A 23,661-nucleotide genomic window follows, 5' to 3' on the forward strand; every position below is an offset into this window, starting at 1 on the left:
TTCGTCCATGAACCTGCCTCAAGTTATAAATAGCGAGAGCACGCCTACCAACGTGCAGCATCTCTCCTTTCGGGTGCGTAAAGCTCGCTATGCGCTGCCGATCGAACTGGTCAGAGAGATTATTGAATACGGCCAGATCACCACAGTGCCGATGATGCCCGCCTGCATCCATGGGGTTATCAACCTGCGCGGCAATGTTGTGCCGGTGTTGGACCTGGCTGCGCGCCTGGGTGCAGAACTGACACAACCCAGCAAACGGACCTGCATCATCATCATTGAACTGGAACTCAATGAGCAGCAGCAACGCATCGGCCTGGTGGTCGATGCGGTGGATGCGGTGCTGGACATAGAAGCAGCGGACGTCGAAACCGCGCCGACCTTCGGCGCGGGCATTCGCACCGACTTTATTGCCGGCATGGCCCGCGACGAGCGCGGTTTCACCATCATGCTCGATGTACGACGGGTGCTCTCACTGGAAGACATCCTCGAACTCAACCGTGCTGTGGCGCGGGCAAACTGAAGTGACCGTAGCCAGCCTACCTATTCTCGGCGACCGCGAGTTTCAGCAATTGCAGCAACTCATGGTCGAGGCCTCCGGCATTCACATGACCGAGCACAAGCGACCATTAATGGCCGGGCGCTTGTTGCGCCGCCTGCGCGTACTGGGCCTGTCCAGTTACAGCGAGTACATGGCGCTGCTCAACAACAAGCAGCACGTTGAAGAACGTCGACTGGTCATCGACCTACTCACTACTAACGAGACATTCTTTTTCCGCGAACCGCAACATTTCGCCTTCTTATTGCGCTGGCTGGCCACACGTCAGGGCCAAGTGCGCCTATGGAGTGCAGCCTGCTCATCTGGAGAAGAAGCCTACAGCCTGGCCATGGTGATGGCCGAACATGCACGCACTAAAGACTGGTCGATTCTGGCCAGCGACCTCAGCCAGCGCATGCTGGAAAAGGCGCGCGAGGCGATTTATCCCATGGATGAAGCCAAGACATTTACCCCCGGCTGGCTTAAGCGCTATTGCCGCCGTGGTGTCGGTGACTATGAAGGGCAATTTCGCGTTGAGCCTGAATTGCGCAACCGGGTAACAACCCGGGAGGTCAATCTGATGCGTCCATTACCGGCGGATATCGGCCAGTATGATGTGATTTTCCTGCGCAACGTCCTCATCTATTTTTCGCCTGAGGATAAACGCAGCATTGTCGCCCGCATACTTGAGCAGCTGCGTCCGGAGGGCATGCTGTTCATCGGTCATGCCGAAAGTCTGCATGGCCTTGATTTACCCATTCGTACCTTGGCCCCTTCGGTGTATCAAACCCGATGAGTAATCAGCAATTTCTTATGCCGGGCGATTACTTTTTTGGTCAATACGATGGCAATTTGCTGACCCTGCTGGGCTCCTGCGTGGCCGTCACACTCTGGCACCCGCGCTTGCAGTTGGCGGCGTTGACCCACTTTTTACTGCCACGCGGGCAACGCTTCGATCCTCAGGACACCCACTACGGCGAGGCTGTCTTTAACCAGTTACAAGCCGACATGGCACGTTTGGGCACCCAACCCAGCGAGTACCTCAAGGGGTTATTCGGGGGGGGGACACAAATGGAATCCAAGCGTGGAAGCGACCTTAATGTTGCCGCCAAGAATGTAAGTTTTTCCTGCGAGCAGTTTGAGTTGCTGGGCTGGCGCATTGACCAGCAAGCGCTGGGGGGGAGCTACAGGCGTCTGTCCCTTGATGCACGCACTGGCAAAGTCACTTGTAAGGACCTGCAAGACTGTAACCAGCTGAGGATACGCGAATGATCAAGGTGTTCATCGTTGACGACTCAGCCCTGGTGCGCCAGGTGCTTAGCGCCTGCCTGCAAAGCCATCCGGGCATCCAAGTAATTGGTCAGGCTGCTGATCCGCTCTTTGCCCTGGAAAAGATGCAGCGCGATTGGCCGGATGTATTGGTATTGGATGTGGAAATGCCCCGCATGGACGGACTGACCTTCCTGCGCAAAATCATGAGCGAGCGGCCAACGCCCACGCTAATTTGCTCAACACTCACTGAAGCGGGTGCGCCGATTACCCTGGAAGCCTTAGCGGCTGGCGCCGTGGGTGTTTTCACCAAAGCCCAAGTGGGGTTAAAGGACAGCTTACACGCGCTATCAGCAGAGCTTATCCGGCAGATCGAGATCGCCGCACGCAGTCACCCCCGTGCGTTACCAGACCCAACGGCAAAGCTGCAGCGCCCGGAACCAAGCCCGCCACCCGCGACGCCGCTATTTACCACCACCGAACGAATTGTCGCGCTGGGTACCTCCACCGGCGGTACCCAGGCCTTAGAGCAGGTTTTGCGCCAGCTCCCAACCGACTCACCGGGCATTGTCATTGTTCAGCACATGCCTGAAAAATTTACCGCAGCCTTTGCCCAACGCCTAAACAGCCTCTGCCAGATTGAAGTGCGCGAAGCACGTCATCTTGACCGGGTTCATCCTGGGCTGGCTTTAGTTGCTCCGGGCGGCCGGCATATGCAGCTCAAGCGAAACGGCGCGCAGTACTGTGTTGAAATCCTGGATGGCCCGCCGATCAACCGGCATAAGCCCTCAGTCGACGTACTGTTCCGCTCCGTGGCGCAACAGGCTGGAGCCAATGCCTTGGGCGTTATCATGACCGGTATGGGTGATGATGGTGCCCGTGGCTTGCTAACCATGCGTGAGGCAGGAGGCAAAACTGTGGCGCAAGACGAAGCCAGTTGCGTGGTCTTTGGCATGCCCAAAGAAGCGTTAAACCTTGGCGCGGCCCAACGCAGTGTATCGCTCGGTAACATAGCGGCACTGATCACCCAGTATGCCCGCAGCGATTTGTCTACAAAAGCCCGTTAGGGCGCAGAACAATTCATCAATAAGCCGTTAGCCACTCCCAGTCGCTGACCCGAACCTATGCGCCCAAGTGAGAAAAACTGCTGGGCTTAGAATGGATGCGTCTTTGCGGCGCTGACAAATAGCACCTAACCTAAAAATCAACCAATAACTCAAGAGGCATCCCTTCTGCGGCCTTGCTGTCTTCCGTCAATGAATGACGGTTGCGCCGCCAACCGAGGTGCATTAACGACCTTGGAAACCTTACGATAAAGGACATCGCTATGGGCCACAGCTTACTGCTTGCCGATGATCATGCGCTGATACGAGCGGGGGTGCGCATGATGGTCGAGCATATCGACGGCTTCTCGGTAGTGGGGGAAGCCGAAGACGGCGGCCAAGCCATTGCTATGGCGGCTAAGCTGAACCCGGATATCGTACTGCTGGATATCACGATGAAGAACGTCAGCGGTATCGATGCCCTGCAGGTGTTCAAACGCGACTCACCGCACATTAAGGTCTTGATGCTTTCTATGCACGGCGAGGCCGATGTGGTGCTTGATGCCCTGCAAAAAGGGGCTGACGGCTACCTGTTGAAAGATACCACCCTCGATGAACTGCCTCTGGCACTTACAGCCATTAGCCGGGGTGACCACTACCTCAGTTCGGCGGTGATGTGGCCGGTTATCCAGCAAGCAGTGACCCGCAGCAAGCCAGACCATGAACTCACCCAACGCCAGCTGGAAATTCTGCGTTTAATCGCTCGATGTGAATCAACCCGTTCCATCGCCTTGGGGCTTGGCCTCAGCGTGAAAACAGTTGAAGCGCACCGAGCGCAAATCATGAAACGCCTGGACATTCATGACGTGGCTGGCTTGGTGCTGTATGCAGTGCGCCACGGAATCGTTGATATAGACGACTGACCTGTTAGCGGTTTAGGCCGGGTATCCAGTGATTTTGCGAATGCTCTGATACAAAGGCTTAAGCTGTTTGTACATACGCTGATAGACCTGCGTGTACAGCTGCTGATAGGTGTGTTGCGCCTCTGGATTAGGCACAAACACTTGGCCGACGCGGGTCATGGCGGCAATGGCTGTGGGGTAATCCGGGTATAGACCCAGCCCTACCGCACAATTAATCGCTGCGCCCAAACCGCTGGTCTCATACAGGTGCGGGCGCTCGGCTGGCAGGCCAAAAATATCGGCCGTGAGTTGCATTGCCGCATCACTCTGCGAACCACCACCAGAAACGCGCAAACGGGTGATTTTTGTGCCCGAGCGTTTCTCGATTTTCTCTTTGCCTTGGCGCAAGGCGTAGGCCAACCCTTCCAGAATCGCCCGATAGATATGCGCCCGTGTGTGCACATCGCCAAAACCGATGATCGAGCCCTTGGCCTCCAGGCCCGGCTCGCGGATACCCGGCGACCAATACGGCTGCAGCATCAGCCCCATGGACCCGGCTGGCACGCTGTTAACCAGCTCATCAAACAGCGCCTCGGGCTCAACGCCCAGCGCATCGGCCCGCTGCGTCTCACGCAGGCCGAACTCTTGCTTGAACCAGCTAACCATCCAGAAGCCGCGATAAATCATCACCTCAGTATTGAAATGATCGGGAATGGCCGAGGGGTAAGGCGGAATCAGCGGCACGGTTTCCAGATAGCGGCTGCGCGTGGTGTTGATCGTTGCCGTGGTGCCATATGACAAACAGGCAGTGGACGGCTCAACGCCGCCCGCGCCGAGCACTTCGCAGGCTTTGTCCGCACCCGCCGCAATCAGCGGCAGCCCTTCGGGAATACCGGTGTGGCGACTGGCTTCGGCGCTGATATGGCCGAGCAATTCTCCGGGTTTGCACAGCTCCGGCAACTGTTCACGGCGCACGGGGATGGCCTGCCATTTCCAGTCACTTGGCTTAGCCCATTGCAGGCGTTTGTAATCGAACGGCAGATAGGCCACACAACTGGTCAAGGAATCAACAAACTTCCCACACAGGCGATGGGTGAGAAAGCCCGAAAGCAATAATACCTTATGCGTCTTGGCCCAAATTTGCGGCTGGTTCTGCGCGATCCAATTGACCTCGGCCTGGGCGCGAAAGTGATCCACCGTGCCTTGCAGCCCGGCCAGCTTGAACAGCCAGCCCCACGGCCCCTTGATCGGTTCACGCACTTCGGCCTGGCGCTGATCCAGCCAGAGCATTGCCGGGCGTAGCGGCTGGCCTTGCTCATCGACATTGATCACGCTGCCGCGCTGGGTGGTCAACGCCACACCCTTGATCAAACGCCGGTCGATATCCACTTGTTGCCAGAGCTGCGCGCAGGCCTGACCCAGACTGGCCCAGTAATACTCCGGGTCCTGCTCAGCCCAGCCTGGCTGAGTGGCGTAATACGCTTCAAGCTCGACTTTGCCCTTGGCGAGCAGATTGCCCTGCAGATCGAACAGCAACGCGCGAATGCTTTGGGTGCCGTTGTCGATGGCCAGTAGGTAGCTTTGCTCATTCAAGGCACTGTCCTTTCTATTCATCACTTCTCTACCGGCAAGCTGTAGCACTGCTGCCATAACGCCAGATAGCGCTGTTCTTCCTGCTGCCAGCGTGCGTCATCCCAGCCCAACCGGGCTTGGCACAGCGCACGTATACGTGGCAGTTCGGCGGCAGCGCCGCTTGCCAACAACAGGCCTAGGCGAGTGCGCCGTAGCAACAGGTCATCCAGGTGCAGCACCAGCTCATGCTCGGCCGCAAAAGCCAGTTCGGCCCACAGCGTGTTAGTGCCCACCACAGTCTCGCTGCCAAGCTGTTCAACCAGCGCCAACAACTGCGGCAGCGCGCGGCCATGACGACCGGCCAAACGCTTTTGCTGCGCGGGACTTAATTGCGGCATGGGCGGATTAGTGACCGCCGCAAAAGTGGCGGCGCCATGGTCTGCCACGCTACGCCCAATCATAGGCGCGCAAGCGTGCAGCACCTCCAACGCCAGCAAGCGGAAGGTCGTCAGCTTGCCGCCAGCCAAGGTCACGCAGCCGGGCTCAATCCACAGTGCATGTTCACGTTTTTCATCCGAAGGTTTGCGCCCTGCCACGCCATCACTGACCACTGGGCGTACACCGGCCCAGGTCGACAGCACATCCGCCGCTTTGATTGCTGCGGTTGGGAACTGCTGAGCGCAGGCAGCCAATAGGTAATCGACTTCTTCAGGGCTGATCCGCGCCTCCTCACTCAGTGGCGCTGAATGATCGAGATCAGTGGTGCCGATCACCGTCGCACCTTCCCAGGGGAAAACAAATACCGGTCGTTTGTCCGCGCCGTGCATAAAGCTGAAGGCATGCGCCACCGGCAAACGCCAAGCGGGTAACAGCAAGTGGCTGCCGCGCAGCGGGCGAATATGTTCCAGGCCCGTTTTGCGGCGCAATTGATCGGCCCATACGCCAGTGGCCTGCACCACCACACGGGCCTTGAAACCGTAGCGCAGCCCGGTTTCAACATCCTTGGCGAGCAGCCCGGTCACTCGGCCGTCCTCTCGCAGTAACTCGGCCACGCGCATACCGTTGAGTGCTTCGCCGCCCTCACCACGCGCCTCACCGAGGACCCGCTGGACCAAACGGGCGTCATCGGTCACTGCGTCGAAAAACCGCGTGCCGCCTAACAACCCGTCTTCTTTCAGACCAGGCGCCAGGTAGCGCAATTGCTGCAAGGAATAGAACAAATGATTGCGCTTGCCGGCCAGGGCGTCATACACCGCCAGCAGGCTGCCAAATACTTTGGGGCCAGGAAAACCGCCGCGGTAATGCCCCATGATAAAGCTCAGCGGATCGACCAAGCCCGGCGCTTCTTGGAGCAGACGCTGACGCTCGCGCACTGAGTCGCGGGTCAGGCCAAACTGGCCCTTGGCGATATAGCGTAGGCCGCCGTGCACCATCTTCGACGAACGACTAGAGGTGCCCCAGGCAAAATCACGCTGCTCCAACAACAGGCATTTCCAGCCACGCCGCGCCGCTTCACGCAAAATGCCGGCGCCACTGATGCCACCGCCGACCACGATCAAATCCCAGTCGCGTTCTGCCAGTTCAGGCAAAGCCTGTTCGCGCCAGGCGGCGTTCCAGTTAGTCATCATCAATCCTGCAACAACACGCCGGGCGCCAGACGCTGTTCAGGGTCGAAGTGCCCCGCCAAGCTTTTGAGTGCGGCCATGCCCAGCTCGCCCTTTTCCACCGCCAGGTACGGCGCGTGATCGCGACCGACGCCATGCTGGTGGCTGATGGTGCCGCGGTTCTCGGCGATGGTCAGGCAGGCGGCATGCTTGAGCTTCTGCCAGCGCGCCATGGCCTCGCTGTAGTCGCTGCCAGGACGAAACACGTAGGTGGTGTAGATGCTCGAGCCTTCGTTATAAACATGCGACAGGTGAGTAAACACGTGTACCTGCTCGCCCTCTTCACTCAGGCCATTGCGCAGGCTGGTTTCGAGCTTATTCAACAGGTTGTCGACATTGCTCCAGTCAGTGGCGGTTTCCAGAGTGTCCACCGCGTAACCGGCTGCCCACAGACCATGGCGCAAGTACGGGAAGCGAAAGCGGTTCTCTGCCCACTTTTTACCAAGCAACGTACCGGTAAAAATGCCGCCAAAGCCTTTGAGCAATTTCTTTGCCTGCCTCAGCGAAGCAGCGTTCTGCGTACGGCTGCCGGTGACGCCGAAGGTCAACATGCATTTGCCCTCGCGGGCGCCGCGCAGAGCCAGGTACTTTTCGAGCCAGGCAATTTGCTGTGGATGGCCAGCCAGGGCCAACTGGGTTTTGGTTTCAATGGCATTGGACAAGCGCAGCATCGATAGCGGCACCCGCGCCTGCGCCAGGTTGCGAATGGCCTCCAAGGCCTGCTGCCAATTAGGCAGGAACACCGCGTAGAAGCTTTCTTGCTCGGCCAAACGGGTGATGCGTACCTTGACCTCGGAGATAATGCCGAAACGCCCTTCCGAGCCCATCAGCACTTCTCGCAAATCTGGCCCAGCAGCGGATGCCGGGAAGGTCGGAATCTCTAAGGTGCCGGCGAAGGTTTCAACCTTGCCGCCAGCGAACAACTGCTCAATACGGCCGTAACGTAATGACTGCTGACCGCTGGAACGGCTGGCCACCCAACCGCCGAGGGTCGACAACTCCCAGGACTGCGGAAAGTGGCCAAGGGTATAACCCTGGGCGCGCAGCTGGCTTTCCACTTGCGGGCCGTTGGCGCCGGGCTCGAAGGTGGCGATCAGGCTGGCGTGATCAATCTCGACCAGCTTGGTCATGCGTTCCAGCGACAGGGTCAGCACCGGTTTGCCGCCCGCTTGCGGGTTGATGTGCCCAGCCACCGAGGTGCCGCCGCCGTAGGGAATCACGATCAAATCCTGCGTGCTGGCCCAGGCCAGTAACGCGGCGATCTGCGCGGCGCTTTCCGGGTAGGCCACGCCGTCCGGGAACACACCAAAATCACCCGAGCGCATGGCCAACCAGTCCGGCAAGCTCTGACCACGGGCATGACGCACACGGTCTTCGGCGTCCAGACTGATAAGCGGATGAGCCTGTAAACGCGAGGCTGGCACTTGGGCTACCACTTGCTCCAGACTGGCATCGGCAAGCAGCTGGCCCGGCCCGACCAACTCAGCAAGAAAAGCCTCGCCATGGGCCGGCAGTTCCACCACTGTTGCTTCATCACCCCAGCCATTCCAACGTCGCATGTGTTTCTCCCGGATATTTCAGTCACCCTCAATGGCTGCCTATACTAGCTGGCCGCTTCGATGCGTCACTGTCGAATCAAGCCAGGCGCTATCGCCAATCAAGACATTCAGAATAAGAAGATGACCGACAATCTCGGCTACACCTCAGTCCCTGCCTTGCTCAAGTATTTGCGCCACGCCGAACAACTGGGTCTGGATATTGACCAGGCCTTGAGCGCTGCCGGGCTCAAGGCTGAAGACCTGACTGACAATGGCAAGCGCATCCCCAGCGAAACCCACGAGCGCTTACTTGCACACCTGCTAAAGGCGTCTGATGACCCATTGTTCGGCCTGCATTGCGCGCGTTTTGTGCAGCCGGGTTCCTGGAGTGTGCTGGGTTACATCACCATGAATTGCGCCACCCTAGGCGAGGCCATGAGCCGCATCGTGCCCTATGAAAAACTGGTGGGCGACATGGGCGTTAGCCGAGTCGAGGCCGCCAACGAGCAGGTCAAACTGATCTGGAGCTGTCGCCACCAGGCCGAACCGATCCGCCGGCATATGGTGGAAAACGTGCTGGCGTCCTGGCTGCTGTATGCACGCTGGATTGCCGATATGGACCGCTCACCCAAGGAAGTCTGGTTCGAGCATGCCCAGCCTGAAGGCGCAGCAATTGAGGAGTACCAGGCGATTTTCGATTGCCCGATTCGCTTCGAGCAGAGCTGCAATGCCTTGATCGTGCCGCTGGAGTACCTCGCGGTGCCGCTGCGCCAGGCCGACGCCAACCTGCTGCGCACCTTGGAAGAACATGCACTGACCCTGATGGCCGGACTGGACGGCAACGAGCCGCTGCCGCAACGGGTGAAAAACGCGCTCAGGTTGCTGCTCAAGGATGGCTTGCCGCGCAAAGAACGCGTGGCCGAGAAATTCAACATGACGGTGCGCACGCTGCAACGGCACCTGCAATTGGCCGGCACCAGCTACCAGCAGATTCTCGATGAACTGCGCCAAGAGCTGGCTGAGCATTACCTACTGCGCAGCGACCTGGCGATTCAAGACATCGCCAGCTACCTGGGCTTTACCGAGTCGCGCTCGTTCCACCGCAGCTTCAAAAGCTGGACAGGGCAGACTCCGGGGGAATTTCGCGAAAGCCGGCGCAAAACGTAGGATGGATGGATTAAAGTTCGAGATGAAATATTGAACTATGTTCACGACAATCCATATAGCCCTTAGATAAATATTCATATGGCTCCGATACAAAGAAAACATAAAAATTATCTGTTTTTATTTATTATTGTTTTATTCGCAATATTATATCACTACCCATTTGAGACAGATAAGAAATGCGGAGAATCTTATTTATGCTGGATTAAGCTAGGTGTTTATACTTATGACTACAACTCTGAATCAGGTGAAACATATTTTGGCAAAGACATTCAATTTGGAGAAAAAGTTGGTGGCATAGCTGAATACCTAGGCTTAAAGAAAGTTAACTGTAGGTAGTAATAATGTAAATTACTTAAACAAAAATTTTTGCAAACAAAGTAACTCAATGGCCTAAAAGCAGCACTGCCCTACCCAAGAATCTCGCTCAACGGGATAAAGCGCAGGCTGTCACCCTCGGTCAGGGTTGTATCCTCCAACACTTCGGCAAACCCTTCGGCCCAAGCGGCGCTGCGCAGCACCCCGGAGCTCTGGTTCGGATAAGGCACCACACGGCCATTCTCCAAGCGCGCACGCAGGTACTCGCGGCGCTTGCCGGCTTTATTCCATACGAAGCCAGCCGGCATCGGAAAGCCCAACGGCTCAACCCGTTGCACGCCTAAACGGCGCAGCAAATAAGGCCTTGCGAGCAGGCCGAAAGTCACCAAGGTCGAGGCCGGATTGCCCGGTAGACCAATCACCGGCACGCCACGAAATTGGCCGCAAGTCAGCGGCTTGCCAGGCTTGATCGCCAGTTTCCACAGCGCCAGCTCGCCTTCTTCGCGCAAGGCCATGCCGAGAAAATCCGCCTCTCCCACCGACACACCGCCGGTGGACAAAATCAGATCAACGTCGCTCAGTGCAGCCAATGCCGCGCGGGTCAACTCAAGATCATCGAGCAGAATGCCGCCATCTATCACTTCGCAGCCCAGACGCTGCAGCCAAGCAATCAACAAACGACGATTACTGTTGTAAATCTGCCCCGGCCCAAGCGGCTGACCCGGCTCGACCAACTCATCACCGGTAGACAAAACCGCGACCCGAGGTCGACGGCGCACCAGCAACTCAGCCGCGCCGAGGGAGGCAGCCAAACCCAATTCAATCGGACCTAACCGTGTGCCGGCAGGCAGTACGCTGTCGCCAATACGGGTTTCCTGACCTTGCGCACGCACGTTCTGGCGCAGCTTCAACGGCTCGCGGAAAGTAACGTGGCCGTCGTCAGCGAGCGCGGCGTTTTCCTGCATTTCCACGGTATCGGCGCCAGCTGGCAGCGGCGCTCCAGTGAAGATGCGCGCGCAGGTGCCAGGCTGCAAAGATTCGGGCGCGCTGCCGGCCTGAATCCGTTGGCTGACGACTAGGGGCTCACCCGTCCAGTCGGCCAGACGCAGGGCATAACCGTCCATGGCGCTGTTGTCCCAAGGCGGCAGATCCAGCTCGGCCAGCAGTGGCTCAGCCAATACTCGGCCAGCGGCGTCAGCCAAGCTGACGCGCTCAGTTTCAACAATTGCTGAGGCTTCAGCTAACGTCAGCAGGCGCGCCAGCGCAGCCTCTACGGGCATCAAACCAGGCTGATCGCAGCCACTCATCCCCGGCTCTCGCAGGCAACCACAGGCTTCAAATGCGCGACGAAATTGCACGGGCGGTGACGGTTATCCAACTGCTCGGCAAGGATGCCATCCCAAGCGGTACGACAAGCGTTGGTCGAGCCCGGCAAGCAACAGACCAACGTGCCGTTAGCCAAACCGGCCAAGGCCCGCGACTGGATGGTGGAGGTGCCAATGTCGGGGACGGAAATCTGCCGGAACAGCTCGCCAAAACCATCCACATGCTTATCCAGCAAACAGCTCACCGCTTCCGGCGTACTGTCACGGCCGGTGAAACCGGTGCCGCCGGTGATCAACACCACCTGCACCTGCTCTTCAGCAATCCAGGTGGCAACCTGAGCGCGGATTTTGTACAGATCATCCTTCAACAAAACCCGTGCTGCGAGCTGGTGGCCGACGGCCTGCAAGCGGTCAACAAACAGCTGACCGGAGGTATCGGTGTCCAGGCTGCGGGTGTCACTGACGGTCAACACCGCGATATTCAAGGGCACGAAATGTGCCTCGGCCTTGTGATTCATGGCAGGCTTCCAGTAATGGGCGATAATGCCCGCCGTTATATCACAGGCCACCTTTGGAGGCTCCGCGATGCCCGCTCTCACTCCCCTACCTGCTTGCTCTGTGCTGCTACTTTCAGGCGGTCGCGGACAACGCATGGGCGGCGCAGACAAAGGCCTGCTCGACTGGCACGGCCGCCCGCTGATTGCCTGGCTGCACGAGTTGGTGCGGCCACTGACTGACGACCTGATCATCTCATGCAACCGCAATACCGAACGCTATGCAGCCTTTGCTGACTGCCTGGTTAGTGACGACGATGCCGACTTTCAGGGTCCTTTGGCAGGCATTCGCGCCGGTTTGCGCGCAGCGCGCCAGCCCTTCCTATTGGTACTGCCGTGCGACGCCCCGCAACTCGATAGAGCCCTGCTGCATGAGCTGCTGAGCCAGGCCGGTGAACGCCCCGTGGTGGTGCGCCAGGGTGAATTTCTCGAACCGCTCTTCAGCGTTATCCCGTGTGCGCTACAACCGGCTCTCGAGCTGGCCTGGCAGACGGGCGAACGCAGCCCACAGCGCTGGCTAAGAGGCCTCACACCAGTGACTGTCGAATGTCCACCCGGTGACCCGCGCCTAGCCAACTTCAATACGCCGCAGCTGCTGGCTAATCATTGATTGAAGGCATCAGGGAACTTGGCCGGCAAAAACCCGTCACACAGTGGGTAAAACCTCTATTAATCAAGGAGAAACCCATGACTCAGCGGACTATTCCAGCATTGCTGCTTACCTTGGGCCTAGTTGCGTTGGCCGGTTGCGCATCCCCAACGGTGATCACCCTCAATGATGGCCGTGAGATCCAGGCTGTGGACGAGCCAAGCTTTGACGAAGACTCGGGCTTTTACGAGTTCGAACAACTCGATGGTAAGCGCGCCAAGATCAACAAGGATCAAGTGCGCACCGTCAAAGAGCTGTAAGCCCATAACCCAGGTGTCGCCACGCTTATCAGGCACGACACCTGGGTTCTGCTATACGTCGCAGAAAAACGTATCCTCAATAAAGCGCTCCCTGATTCGATCAACACCTCTCAGCACAACCTCGGCCGACTCGGCATACAGCGCTGCTTGGTAGTGTGTTTACTCGAGACGAGACAGTCACAGATTCCAACTCTGCCTCTCGACCAAATTCCATAAAAAAGCCCGCATAAACGCGGGCTTTTTTATAACCGTAGAACAGCTACTGAAGGCTCTCGAACGCCCGCACTAACGACTTGCTCAGGTCCACGATGGAGAACTTGGTCAACACATCATTAGCCCCGACTGCCTTGGCTTTTTCGGTATTCATGGTGCTGTCTAATGAGGTGTGCAGCAGCACATAGAGCTGTCCAATATCGGGTTTCTTGCGCAGTGTGCGCACCAAGTCGTAGCCATCCATTTCCGGCATTTCAATATCCGATACCAGCACCTCGATCGGTTGTCCCGCCTCGTACTGCGCTTGCAGCAATTCAAGCGCCTCGGCCGCACTGCGCACCATCTGGCAGTCCAGTTGCAGTTTGCGCAGGGTAATCATGGTTTGGTGCAGCGCGACGTGTGAGTCATCCACGACCAACACCCGGCGGCCCTTGAGCAGCGCACGCTCGCGCTCTGACAACATCTGCTCATCCAATTCTTCGATAACCATGGGGGCCAGCTCATGCAGCACTTTCTCGATATCGAGAATTTGCACGATCTTGCCGTCGATCTGCGTAACCCCGGTGATAAAGGCTTTGCTACCCGAGCCTGCCGGTGGCGGGCGAACATCGCGGGTATAGCACTGCACAATGCGCTCCACACTTTGCACATGCAGGCCCTGCCGCGAGCGACTGAGCTCGGTAACGATCAGGCAACCATCATTGTTACTAGGCACTCCTTGCTCGCCAATGGCCTTGGCCAAATCGATTACCGTCAACGCCGATCCGCGCAGAGTGGCCACGCCACGCACATGGGGATGGCGGCTGGGTAGCTTGGTCAGCGTCGGGCAGGGAATGATTTCCTGGACTTTGAGCAGGTTGATACCCAGCAGGCGACCACTGTGCAAACGGAACAGCAGAAGCGACAGGGCGTCTCCAAGCACAAGGCTCATCTGTTTTCTTCCTTCAATCGATCATTGATCGCCTCACGCTCATCGAGCATCAGGCGTTACCCAGGAACGCGACAATGTGCTCAGCGTCAAATGGCCAATTTAGCTCGGCCCCAGTGTCACGACGACGCAGCACGGGGATGCGCAAGCCGTAGTCCTCGACCCAGTCTTCATACTCGGCAATATCGACCAACTCGACCAACAAACCGTGTTCGACAAAAGGCATCAGCAACGCTTCTGCCACCTCACACAGGTGGCAGCCGAGCGTACCGAACAGTTGGCATTCCGGGAGCATCTGCGCACCTCCACTGGCTACTGGAGATGCAGTTTAGCACTGCCTCGAACTCAGGCGTCCGTAGACTTGCTGCTGTCTAACGCGGGGTTCAGTAGGTTTTGCAGGCCATCCAGCAGACGGCTATTGAGCTGCTCAGCTTTGTCCAAGCGGCCGCTGTCGAAGCGCTCATCCAGCGAGAAGCCACCTTTAAGCAGATCCAGCAGACTACCCTTGGCGCTGCCCTGCTCGGCGACCTGATTAGCGCTACGCAGCGCATCGAGTAGACCTTGAGCGTAATCGATCAACGAGCTATTAACCGCACTGGCAGCCTGGCCACCGTCTTGCGCCACGGCACTGTAGGCATCGGTGGCCTGACGCACTGTGGTTTGGGTCAGACGCAAGGACATCGACGCCAACTGCTCGCCATCCATTTCTAGAGCCATGGCGCGATCGAATGCGCCAGACAGATCACCGGCATAGAACTTGTTGGACAGCTCCTGCACCTGGCCGAAGAGTTTCTCCAGCGCAGCGCGCTCTTCGTCATCCAGCTCGCCTTCGACACTGACCTGCCAGGTACCAATCTGCAGACTGCCGGACTGGCTACTGGCAACCACCGAGCTGCCGTTGCCATTGCTGCTGGCGACAACGCCACTCTGCGACCAGTTAGCCGACGCCTGGGCAATGGAAATACGCAGGCGATCACCATCACGGGTGGTCACTTCCATATCAAAGGTTTCGGCCTGGGCGGCAAAGCGCTCGCTGTAGGCGGCGATATTGGTTGAACCCTCAACCAGCGCCGCATCGGGATTAAAGCGCTTGTTCAGGTCGCTGAAACCATCCTGAATTTTCTGGTAGGTGTCGTCGATATCACTCGCCACCTTGCCTTGCAACACGCCCATACCGTCGAGAATCTTGCGCGCTTCGGCAAAGCCTTTCTCCACGCCGCTGCGGGCTTGGTCGAGAAGCTTTTGCAGCTTACCGGTATCGGCACCGCCGGCTTGTTCGCTTTGCAGGCGCTGCTCGATAAAGCTGAGAATGCGCCCGGCGACTTTCTCCGGGGTGTAGTCATTGGCCTTGCCGGCCAGTGCGCCCGGCTCGAGGCCCAAGCGTTCAGCCAGACGATTGGCAAGAGTCGCCTGCGCGTCAGCAGCATTGCGCACAACAGGCTGAGCGGCGGCGGCAGTAGGACGTGATGCGGATGATAAATTTGAGGCCAGGGGGTTCATAGCAAAATACCTAGGCGGTGTATCTGACTGGTTGACGGCCATGCGCGATGAAACTTTAGTCTAGCAACCGATAACCCGATCAACGGCACGCTGCACCTGCTAGAGCGATCGCGGCTGCAACAGCCGTTTTCCTGCGCCAATCGGGCCGCCCGCGAGCAGACCAAAGTCTAAAGGCTAAGCGCGCGTGCGCATGCTTTATTGCGCCTCGCTGTAACAGATCGGCCACAAGCCGACCCGCACACACGAGGAGCTAACAATAATGACTCAATCTCCCCTCGCTCGCGCTGTGGCACTCGCCACACTGGGCACCTGCCTCATCCTGCCATCACTGGCGCAGGCAGAATTTATCAAAGACAGCAAAGCCACCCTTGAGCTGCGCAACTTCTATATGAACCGCGACCTGCGCGAGACTACTTCGGCGCAGCAATCCAAGCGAGAAGAGTGGGCCCAGGGCATTCTCTTTAAAGCCGAATCGGGCTTTACCGAGGGCACCGTGGGCTTTGGTCTGGATACCTATGCCGGACTGGGTTTGAAACTCAGTTCATCTGATGAACGCGCCGGCACCAACCTGCTACCCAATTCGTTTGGCGATGAGGGGCCAGGCGAGTATTCCGAAGCCACCGCAGCGGCCAAAGTGCGGCTGTCCAAGACCATCGGTAAAGTCGGCGGCCTGATGCCCAAGCTGCCTATCGTGGCCTCCGGCGATTCACGCCTGCTGCCTCAAGTGTTTACCGGCGCCATGCTCACTTCCCAGGAAATTGAAGGCCTAACCTTCAATGGCGGGCAGCTGCGCGAAGTGAACTTCCGCAACTCCACCGACAGCCAGGACATCACCGCCAGCAACGTCGGCGGTGAGAGTGACCGCTACAACTTCGCCGGTGGTGATTATAAATTCAACGCAGGTAACACCACTGTCGGCCTGTGGTACGGCGAGCTGGAAGACATCTACGACCAGAAGCTCTACAACCTGATCCACGTGCAACCCATCGGTGACTGGAAACTGGGCGGTAACCTGGCCTATTTTGACTCCCAGGATAACGGCAGCCGACTCGGCGGCAAGCTGGACAACGACCTGACCTCGGTCAATCTCTGGGCAGCGACCGGCGCACACACCTTCCGCCTGGGTTACCAAAAGGTTGATGGCGACAATGCCTTCCCATTCCTGACGGAAACCGACCCCTATATCGTCAACTACCTGCAAATTCTCGACTTTACCCGTAAAGACGAAAAATCCTGGCAGGCACGTTATGACATCAACTTCGCCAGCTACGGCGTGCCGGGTCTTGGTGCCTTCGTCCGCTACGTAAAAGGTGATGGTTTCGACGGCACTCGCGGCCGTGACGGCAAAGAATGGGAACGCGACTTCGATGTCAGCTACACCATTCAGGAAGGCACCTTCAAGAACCTGGCACTGCGCTGGCGTAACGCGATGGTGCGCTCCAATGCCAGCATCGGCGACCTCGACGAGAACCGCCTGATCGTCAGCTACACCCTGCCACTGCTCTAAATCTCACCACCTAAACGACTGCAATAAAAAGGCCCGGACACTGTCCGGGCCTTTTGCATTCAGTGCGTGCAATCAGTCCTGACTGACGGCACCGATTTTGTGGATCGACAGGTCAGCACCGTAATACTCCTCTTCCTGGCTGAGGCGGATGCCCACAGTAACTTTCAGCACGCCGTACACCAGCACGCCGCCAATCAGGGCCACCAGCACACCCAACCCAGTACCGATAAACTGACTGGCCAAGCTCACGCCACCCAGACCACCCAGCGCTTGCTGACCAAAAATACCGCAGGCAATCCCGCCCCATACGCCACACAGACCATGCAACGGCCAGACGCCGAGCACGTCGTCGATTTTCCATTTCACCTGGGTTGCGGTGAATGCCCAAACAAACAACGCACCGGCAATCGCGCCAGTGGCCAGGGCGCCAACCGGGTGCATCAGATCCGACCCGGCGCACACAGCCACAAGACCTGCGAGCGGGCCGTTGTGCAGGAAGCCCGGGTCATTGCGCCCGACAAACAAGGCCGCCACCGTACCGCCGACCATCGCCATCAAGGTATTGACGGCTACCAGGCCACTGACGCTGCCGAGGGTCTGCGCGCTCATCACGTTAAAGCCGAACCAGCCGATTATCAGAATCCACGAGCCCAGAGCGAGAAATGGAATATTCGACGGTGCAAAGGCCACTAAGCGGCCTTCACGGTAACGACCGTCACGACGACCCAGCAGGATCACCGCACCAAAGGCCAGCCACCCCCCCATCGCATGCACCACCACCGAACCAGCAAAGTCATGGAAGTTTGCGCCAAACTGCGCTTGCAACCAGGCCTGTACGCCGTAATTACCGTTCCAGATGATGCCTTCGAAGAACGGGTAGATGAAGGCGACAATCAACACCGTGGCACACAACTGGGGGCCGAACTTGGCACGTTCGGCAATACCGCCAGAAATGATCGCCGGGATGGCTGCAGCGAAGGTCAGCAAGAAGAAGAATTTCACCAAGCCATAACCGTGACCTTCAGTCAGCACACTGGCGGGCTCAAGAAAGGTCACGCCATAGGCGATCCAGTAACCGACAAAGAAGTAAGCCAGAGCCGACACAGCAAAGTCGGAGATGATCTTCGACAAGGCGTTGACCTGATTCTTCTGCCTGACTGTACCCACCTCAAGAAAGGCAAAACCGGCGTGCATGGCCAGCACCATTACGGCACCGAGCAGGATAAACAGAGTATTGGAGCCGTGAATCAGGGTTTCCACAGCACTGTTGATGTTTTCCATCTGCGAAGAAAACTCCGTCGCGGGGAAAAAGCACCAAAGCGGATCACAAACCGGCAAATGCGCACCATATAGCAGCATTCATCCTCACCCACTTTGCCTATACCGGGCTTATGCAGCACCAAACCAGTGCTGCCTGAACCTTGCATTGAGGTACTTATTCCATAGTTATTAAGAAGTTATTGGTGCACCACGGCGTCCAGGCCAGAACCCTTGCAGCCCTATAAAAGAGCATATTTGCAAGAGTGCGCACCAGCTTAATGCAAGCGCTGTACCAGCCGTCACTGCCCTTTCAGCTGCCGGTCTACCGAAGAAAAAAGGAACCACGGCCCCGTAGTGGACTCGAACCCCCTACACTGCCTCGTTATAGGAGAGACACCATGGCTCGTAAAACCCCCGTATCGTCCAACTCTGATCAATTACTAAACGAATTCCAGGCACTGGTTCGCGACACTGAAAGCTTGCTGCAGCATTCCGCCAGCCTCGCCGGCGAGCAGGCTGAAGAACTGCGCGAGCAAATCCGTAGCAGCCTAGGCCGTGCGCGCAGCACCCTGCACAATGCCGAAGATGCCCTGCATGCACGTGGCAAAGCAGCTATTGAAGCCACCGAGGGCTATGTACAGACTCATCCCTGGCAGACACTTGGCATTGCTGCCGCCATTGGCTTACTGCTGGGTATGCTGATCACCCGCCGTTAGTCGGTTATTGAAAAACTATCTGCGGCGCCGATACTGCGATCAAGCAGGCACAAAATGCCCACTTACAACACGTAAACTGCGCTTCTGGCCTGCTTTGCCCTGTATCGGCTGCCTCGCTTAAATTTTTCAACGGCTTGCAAAAGAGAACATCAATGGACGCAACACCGCCCACCCCGCCAAGTCGCGGCAGTTCGCCCCGGCGATTTGCTGGCGCCTTGCTGGGTTTACTGCAGGGCCACATCGCGCTGTTTGGTGAGGAACTCAAAGAGCAGCAAAGCCATACGCTGAACTTGCTGGTGCTGACCAGCCTGAGCCTGTTGTTTGGCCTGCTGTTGATCATCGGTTTGTCCGCCGCGCTGCTCATTGCCTTTTGGGAAACTCACCGCCTGCTGGTCATCAGCGGCCTGTGCGGTTTTTATGCGCTGGGTTTGCTAAGCGCTCTGATTACGCTGTTGCAGCGCGTACACAATGCCCCTGCACCTTTCAGTGCCAGCCTTGAAGAGCTAGCGCGCGACCGGGAGCAACTGCTGCCATGACCATGCCCGAATTACCCGCTAAAGCATCGCGCCGCGAGCTGCGCAAAACCTTGCTGCGCATGCGCCTGCAAATGCACCGTCAAGAGCTGCGCCACGAAACCTTGGTGATGCTGCAGCCACTGCGTCAGGCTCAGTACTGGCGTAACCACTGGCGTGAAGAAATGGGCAATAGCAACGCACCACTTTGGGTCGCAGGCGGTTCGCTGCTGCTGGCCACTATTGGTATTCGCCGCGGCCATTGGCGTCGCTGGCTGCGCATCGCTCTTGTCGCCTTCCCCCTGCTTAGACGTAATCCGCCGCGGCGCTCGGACACGCCAGCAGGAACGAGTAACGATTCACGCACAGAGGATTGAGCTGGCTACAATCTTGCTTAGTCACCTAGCTTCGCCGCCCACGAGGGCGTCTTGCTTGGCTAAGGAACTGCGCAGTGTTCGACGGTCAACCGCTTGCGGTATTCCAACCTTTTATTGATACCGCCACGGGCCGCATCGCCGGTGTCGAAGCGCTCGCGCGACTGCGCCGCGATGATGGCCGGCTGCACTCTGCAGGCCCGCTGTTCAACGATCCGAAAACCCCGCTCACGCCTCTGCGCCGCCTCGACCGAGAGGTACGTGAACAAGCCTTGGCACGCTTTCATGAAGCCCCGCCGGATTGGTTTCTGAGCCTGAATATCTCACCGCGCTGGATCAGCCGGCTACGCCCAGAGCAAGCCTTACCCAGCTTGAAACAGCTGGAACGCAGCGGTATCGACCCGACGCGCATTGTTTTTGAAATCACCGAACTGGGAGGCGCCAGTAGTCGCTTACCCGGCGTCGTCGAACGCTATCGACAAGCCGGTGCTCGCATCGCGATTGACGATTTTGGCGCGGGCTACTCGCAGCTTGATCGTGTGCTGGCTTTACAACCCGACATCCTCAAACTGGACATGCGTTTGTTTCAGCAAGCGGCGCGTGGCGGCCCCAGCAGCGAAGTGGTCAAAGCCCTCGCGCAAATGGCCGAAAAGACCGGCTGCTGGATCATTGCCGAGGGTGTGGAAACTGAGGCCGAGCTGGACTTCGCCCTGGAGTGCGGCGCGCGCTATGTACAGGGTTATCTGTTTGCCAAACCTGAAGAGCGCTTTTTCAACAGCAATGCATTCGTCAACCGTTTTGCCCAGCTGCGCGATCATTACGTGCAACAAAAACTCGCCGAACGTGCGCGTTTGATGACCTTGCGCCAGCAGCTGGGCGAACTGATGAACAGCTTCAAGGATTGGATCGAAAACGGTGCGCACGCTGACCAGCAGCCGCAGCCACACACCTCGCCTTGGTTGCTGCGCATCTTCCAATGCGACCGATACGGCACCCAGCTGACCGCCAACCTAGAGTGGCGCGAGCCACATTGGCACAGCGATGCACGCTATGTCGGGCATAACTGGTCATGGCGGCCGTACTTCTATCAGCTGTTAGCCGAAGGCTGGGAAGAACGTCGGTTGATTCTCTCCAGCACCTACCGCGATGCCACCACCAACCAGTACTGCATGACCGCAGGACAATTTATCGACAATGGTAAAAAGCTGTTGTTGATCGATATCGACGCCGCCGGGTTTTAGCTGCACAGCGTATAAGCCGCCCTCTACGCCTTGCATCATCGGCATATAACCCCGAAGCTAGTTGGCTATAGCCAGGTAACGGCGAGGATATACCTTGGATTGGCAAACCCTGCTCAACCGTGAACGGCTCGGCAAGCCGACGCACAGCGTCGCCGAACTGGGCCGCACACCGTTTCATAAAGACCATGACCGCATCATCTTCTCGGGTGCCTTCCGCCGCCTGGGGCGCAAGACCCAGGTGCATCCGGTTTCCAGCAACGACCATATCCACACCCGCCTGACCCATTCGTTGGAGGTCAGTTGTGTGGGCCGGTCCCTGGGCATGCGTGTGGGGGAAATGATCCGTGATGCGCTGCCCGATTGGTGCGAGCCAAGTGACATGGGCATGGTTGTACAGTCTGCCTGCCTGGCTCACGACATCGGTAACCCGCCCTTCGGTCACTCCGGCGAAGATGCCATCCGCCATTGGTTTCAGCAGGCTGCCGGGCGTGGCTGGCTGGACTCGATGAGCGCGGCCGAGCGCGGCGACTTCCTTAGCTTCGAGGGTAACGCTCAGGGTTTTCGCGTACTCACCCAACTGGAATACCACCAGTTCGACGGCGGCACACGGCTGACCTACGCCACACTCGGCACTTACCTGAAATACCCCTGGACGGCGCGCCATGCCGAAGCCCTGGGTTACAAAAAACACAAGTTCGGCTGCTACCAGAACGAGTTGCCGCTGCTGGAGCAGATCGCCGGCAAACTGGGATTGCCGCAACTGGAAGAACAGCGCTGGGCGCGTCACCCGCTGGTGTATCTGATGGAAGCCGCAGATGACATCTGCTACGGCCTGATCGACCTGGAAGACGGCCTGGAAATGGAGCTGCTTGAATACAGCGAAGTCGAAGCACTGCTGCTCAATCTGGTCGGCGATGACCTACCGGAAACATACCGTCAATTGGGCCCGGACGATTCCAAGCGGCGCAAATTGGCGATTCTGCGCGGTAAAGCCATCGAACACCTGACCAATGCCGCCGCCGAGGCTTTTGTCGAACAGCAGGACGCCCTGCTCGCCGGCACGCTGCAAGGCGATCTGGTTGAGCATATGCATGGCCCAGCCAAACAGTGCGTGCAGAGCGCAAAAGACATGGCACGCCAGAAAATTTTCCAGGACAAACGCAAAACCCTGCACGAGATTGGCGCTTACACCACCTTGGAAATCCTCCTCAATGCCTTCTGCGGCGCTGCGCTGGAACAGCATGGTGGCCGTACACCGTCCTTCAAGAACCGCCGTATCCTCGATCTACTCGGCAACAATGCGCCCGACCCGAGTTGGCCGCTGTACACCTCATTTCTGCGCATGATCGATTTTATCGCCGGCATGACCGACAGCTACGCTACAGAAATGGCCCGCGAGATGACGGGCCGTTCGAGCCCGGTATAAGCCATGAGTAACGTACTGCGACAAACCTTTAGCTGGCATGCCGGGCCACCCGCCTGGGGCCCCGCCGTGGTCGCCGGTTTGGGCTGTGCACTGCCCTTGTTGCTGGGGTTATTCAGCGCTCACCCGGGGTTTCTGTGGGCCTCGGCAGGTGCTTTTCAGGCAGCCCAGGCCAACCCGTTGCACCGCCTCGGCATGTTGCGCATGCTCATGCTGTGCGGTCTGGGAGCCTGTAGCGCCGGCCTGGGTTTCTGGTCGGCCAGCCACCCTTACACCAGCTTTATGATCTTTGCCGCGTTCGGCTTTCTCCTCGCCTGGTTGCAGCGTTTTGGCAGCGAAGCCGGCAAGCTGGGCATTGGCCTGGCCATCTGCCTGTGCCTGGGTCAAGGCCAGCAAGGCCTCGGTACGCTGAACAACCCATACGCCATTGCCATGTTGTTTATCCTTGGCGGGCTCTGGGTAATGCTGCTGGCCTTCGGCTTACGCGGCATGCATGGCCTACGTATGTGGCCGTACATGCCGCGGTTTATCAGCATTTTCAAAGTGCTTAAACGCCACGCCAAGCGCCTGCCACAACAAAAATGGCGGCTGCATGCGCTGGGCTGCACCCTGGCTTTTGCCCTCTCCGGCCTGATCGTCAACCTGGCAGAACTGCATCGCGGCTACTGGCTGACGCTGACGGTGGTGACCACCCTGCAGCTGGACTTCCAGGGCAGCCTGGTGCGTGCCGTGCAATCGATTCTGGCCAGTTTTGGCGCAGCAGCACTGCTACTTCTGCTCGGGCACAGCCTGCAGAACCCGGCGCTGATGGTGGCCACATTGCTTCCGCTGATCGCCCTTAGCCGCGCCCTACAGGCCAACCACTACGGTTTGTTTGTACTGCAGACCACGGTGTGTTTCGTACTGTTGGCAGAAAGCCTGGCGAATGACTGGCAACTGCCGCAAGTACGTCTGCTCAATAGCCTGATTGGCGTTGCGCTAGCACTGCTGGTGGCCTTGCTGATCTATGGTTTGGAGCACTGGTTGCAGCATCGACAGTTACTGCGCAAGCCCCGCACCACCAGCCCTACTGCACCGGACTAAGGCGCAACAAGCACCGCCGCCGCCCCCCCTTTAAAACCACACCCGTTAGCCAGGCACAACGCTTCAGCCTTCACTATGCTTGGGCCTTGGCTATAGCATTTAGGGGCATGC

At 58.1% G+C, this 23,661-nt stretch carries 24 protein-coding genes; 15 read left to right on the top strand and 9 right to left on the bottom strand.

Features of this window, described 5'->3' with window-relative positions; all coding sequences use genetic code 11:
• The first annotated feature begins 7 nt into the window (after positions 1–7).
• The 5 genes from D8779_RS14170 to D8779_RS14190 all read left to right on the top strand — a co-directional run bounded on the left by D8779_RS14170 (position 8) and on the right by D8779_RS14190 (position 3,770).
• Positions 8–520: a chemotaxis protein CheW gene (locus D8779_RS14170; RefSeq protein WP_136665110.1), complete on the top strand. Its 513-nt coding sequence runs from the start codon at positions 8–10 to the stop codon at positions 518–520.
• A 1-nt stretch (position 521) separates the two neighbouring features.
• A complete protein-coding gene (locus D8779_RS14175) occupies positions 522–1,331 on the top strand; it encodes a CheR family methyltransferase (protein ID WP_240789736.1) in 810 nt (269 codons plus the stop codon).
• Positions 1,328–1,807, top strand: coding sequence for a chemotaxis protein CheD (locus D8779_RS14180; protein ID WP_136665112.1), 480 nt, complete (start codon positions 1,328–1,330; stop codon positions 1,805–1,807). Before D8779_RS14175 ends, D8779_RS14180 begins: the two co-directional genes overlap by 4 nt.
• A complete protein-coding gene (locus D8779_RS14185; protein ID WP_136665113.1) occupies positions 1,804–2,871 on the top strand; it encodes a protein-glutamate methylesterase/protein-glutamine glutaminase in 1,068 nt (355 codons plus the stop codon). The genes D8779_RS14180 and D8779_RS14185 overlap by 4 nt, the downstream gene beginning before the upstream one ends.
• Positions 2,872–3,131: 260 nt before the next feature.
• Complete coding sequence (locus D8779_RS14190) at positions 3,132–3,770, top strand: response regulator (protein ID WP_136665114.1); 639 nt, start codon at positions 3,132–3,134, stop codon at positions 3,768–3,770.
• 12 nt (positions 3,771–3,782) lie between these two features.
• Here D8779_RS14190 and D8779_RS14195 read toward each other — a convergent pair whose 3' ends face one another.
• Genes D8779_RS14195 through D8779_RS14205 form a run of 3 tightly spaced genes read right to left on the bottom strand, consistent with a single transcriptional unit; the run spans position 3,783 to position 8,544 of the window.
• Positions 3,783–5,342, bottom strand: coding sequence for an FGGY-family carbohydrate kinase (locus D8779_RS14195; protein ID WP_136665175.1), 1,560 nt, complete (start codon positions 5,340–5,342; stop codon positions 3,783–3,785).
• Positions 5,343–5,362: 20 nt separating this feature from the next.
• Positions 5,363–6,946, bottom strand: coding sequence for a glycerol-3-phosphate dehydrogenase/oxidase (locus D8779_RS14200; RefSeq protein WP_136665115.1), 1,584 nt, complete (start codon positions 6,944–6,946; stop codon positions 5,363–5,365).
• A 2-nt stretch (positions 6,947–6,948) separates the two neighbouring features.
• Positions 6,949–8,544 (bottom strand): FAD-binding oxidoreductase, encoded by a 1,596-nt coding sequence (locus D8779_RS14205; RefSeq protein WP_136665116.1) that lies wholly within the window; start codon positions 8,542–8,544, stop codon positions 6,949–6,951.
• 120 nt (positions 8,545–8,664) lie between these two features.
• Here D8779_RS14205 and gliR point away from each other — a divergent pair, with 120 nt between their 5' ends.
• A complete protein-coding gene (gene gliR / locus D8779_RS14210) occupies positions 8,665–9,690 on the top strand; it encodes an AraC family transcriptional regulator GliR (protein WP_136665117.1) in 1,026 nt (341 codons plus the stop codon).
• Between the two features lie 407 nt (positions 9,691–10,097).
• On the opposite strand, the gene D8779_RS14215 is transcribed toward gliR, so the two are convergent.
• Both D8779_RS14215 and moaB read right to left on the bottom strand, forming a co-directional pair.
• A complete protein-coding gene (locus tag D8779_RS14215; RefSeq protein ID WP_136665118.1) occupies positions 10,098–11,312 on the bottom strand; it encodes a molybdopterin molybdotransferase MoeA in 1,215 nt (404 codons plus the stop codon).
• Complete coding sequence (moaB, locus tag D8779_RS14220) at positions 11,309–11,848, bottom strand: molybdenum cofactor biosynthesis protein B (protein WP_136665119.1); 540 nt, start codon at positions 11,846–11,848, stop codon at positions 11,309–11,311. The genes D8779_RS14215 and moaB overlap by 4 nt, the downstream gene beginning before the upstream one ends.
• A 67-nt stretch (positions 11,849–11,915) precedes the next feature.
• Between moaB and mobA the strand changes: the two genes are divergently transcribed.
• Positions 11,916–12,494 (top strand): molybdenum cofactor guanylyltransferase MobA, encoded by a 579-nt coding sequence (gene mobA / locus D8779_RS14225; protein ID WP_136665120.1) that lies wholly within the window; start codon positions 11,916–11,918, stop codon positions 12,492–12,494.
• Positions 12,495–12,571: 77 nt separating this feature from the next.
• Entirely contained in the window at positions 12,572–12,793 is a 222-nt protein-coding gene (locus tag D8779_RS14230) for a YgdI/YgdR family lipoprotein (protein WP_136665121.1), read from the top strand.
• 259 nt (positions 12,794–13,052) lie between these two features.
• Here the strand turns inward: D8779_RS14230 and D8779_RS14235 are convergent, their stop codons facing one another.
• The 3 genes from D8779_RS14235 to D8779_RS14245 are packed head-to-tail and all read right to left on the bottom strand — an operon-like array spanning position 13,053 to position 15,434.
• A complete protein-coding gene (locus tag D8779_RS14235; protein ID WP_136665122.1) occupies positions 13,053–13,937 on the bottom strand; it encodes a chemotaxis protein CheV in 885 nt (294 codons plus the stop codon).
• A 49-nt stretch (positions 13,938–13,986) separates the two neighbouring features.
• Positions 13,987–14,229 carry a glutaredoxin family protein gene (locus tag D8779_RS14240; RefSeq protein ID WP_136665123.1) on the bottom strand — a complete coding sequence of 81 codons (243 nt, stop codon included), beginning with the start codon at positions 14,227–14,229 and terminating at the stop codon, positions 13,987–13,989.
• Positions 14,230–14,279: 50 nt separating this feature from the next.
• The gene (locus D8779_RS14245) at positions 14,280–15,434 is read right to left on the bottom strand and encodes a DUF5610 domain-containing protein (RefSeq protein WP_136665124.1); all 1,155 of its coding nucleotides are present in this window, start codon (positions 15,432–15,434) and stop codon (positions 14,280–14,282) included.
• Between the two features lie 259 nt (positions 15,435–15,693).
• Here D8779_RS14245 and D8779_RS14250 point away from each other — a divergent pair, with 259 nt between their 5' ends.
• Positions 15,694–16,941, top strand: coding sequence for an OprD family porin (locus D8779_RS14250; RefSeq protein WP_136665125.1), 1,248 nt, complete (start codon positions 15,694–15,696; stop codon positions 16,939–16,941).
• Between the two features lie 72 nt (positions 16,942–17,013).
• Here the strand turns inward: D8779_RS14250 and D8779_RS14255 are convergent, their stop codons facing one another.
• Positions 17,014–18,222 (bottom strand): ammonium transporter, encoded by a 1,209-nt coding sequence (locus D8779_RS14255; RefSeq protein WP_136665126.1) that lies wholly within the window; start codon positions 18,220–18,222, stop codon positions 17,014–17,016.
• Between the two features lie 377 nt (positions 18,223–18,599).
• Between D8779_RS14255 and D8779_RS14260 the strand changes: the two genes are divergently transcribed.
• The 6 genes from D8779_RS14260 (at position 18,600) to D8779_RS14285 (ending at position 23,550) form a co-directional block, all read left to right on the top strand.
• Positions 18,600–18,917 carry an ElaB/YgaM/YqjD family protein gene (locus D8779_RS14260; protein ID WP_136665127.1) on the top strand — a complete coding sequence of 106 codons (318 nt, stop codon included), beginning with the start codon at positions 18,600–18,602 and terminating at the stop codon, positions 18,915–18,917.
• Between the two features lie 152 nt (positions 18,918–19,069).
• Complete coding sequence (locus D8779_RS14265) at positions 19,070–19,453, top strand: phage holin family protein (RefSeq protein WP_136665128.1); 384 nt, start codon at positions 19,070–19,072, stop codon at positions 19,451–19,453.
• On the top strand, positions 19,450–19,806 hold the full coding sequence (locus tag D8779_RS14270) for a hypothetical protein (protein WP_136665129.1): 357 nt from the start codon (positions 19,450–19,452) through the stop codon (positions 19,804–19,806). Before D8779_RS14265 ends, D8779_RS14270 begins: the two co-directional genes overlap by 4 nt.
• A gap of 74 nt (positions 19,807–19,880) precedes the next feature.
• Positions 19,881–21,044 carry an EAL domain-containing protein gene (locus D8779_RS14275; protein ID WP_136665130.1) on the top strand — a complete coding sequence of 388 codons (1,164 nt, stop codon included), beginning with the start codon at positions 19,881–19,883 and terminating at the stop codon, positions 21,042–21,044.
• Positions 21,045–21,138: 94 nt separating this feature from the next.
• On the top strand, positions 21,139–22,470 hold the full coding sequence (locus tag D8779_RS14280; protein WP_136665131.1) for a deoxyguanosinetriphosphate triphosphohydrolase: 1,332 nt from the start codon (positions 21,139–21,141) through the stop codon (positions 22,468–22,470).
• A gap of 3 nt (positions 22,471–22,473) precedes the next feature.
• On the top strand, positions 22,474–23,550 hold the full coding sequence (locus tag D8779_RS14285) for an FUSC family protein (RefSeq protein ID WP_136665132.1): 1,077 nt from the start codon (positions 22,474–22,476) through the stop codon (positions 23,548–23,550).
• The last annotated feature ends 111 nt before the right edge of the window (positions 23,551–23,661 follow it).

The organism is Pseudomonas leptonychotis (assembly GCF_004920405.1).
In the GTDB taxonomy this organism is placed as follows: domain Bacteria; phylum Pseudomonadota; class Gammaproteobacteria; order Pseudomonadales; family Pseudomonadaceae; genus Aquipseudomonas; species Aquipseudomonas leptonychotis.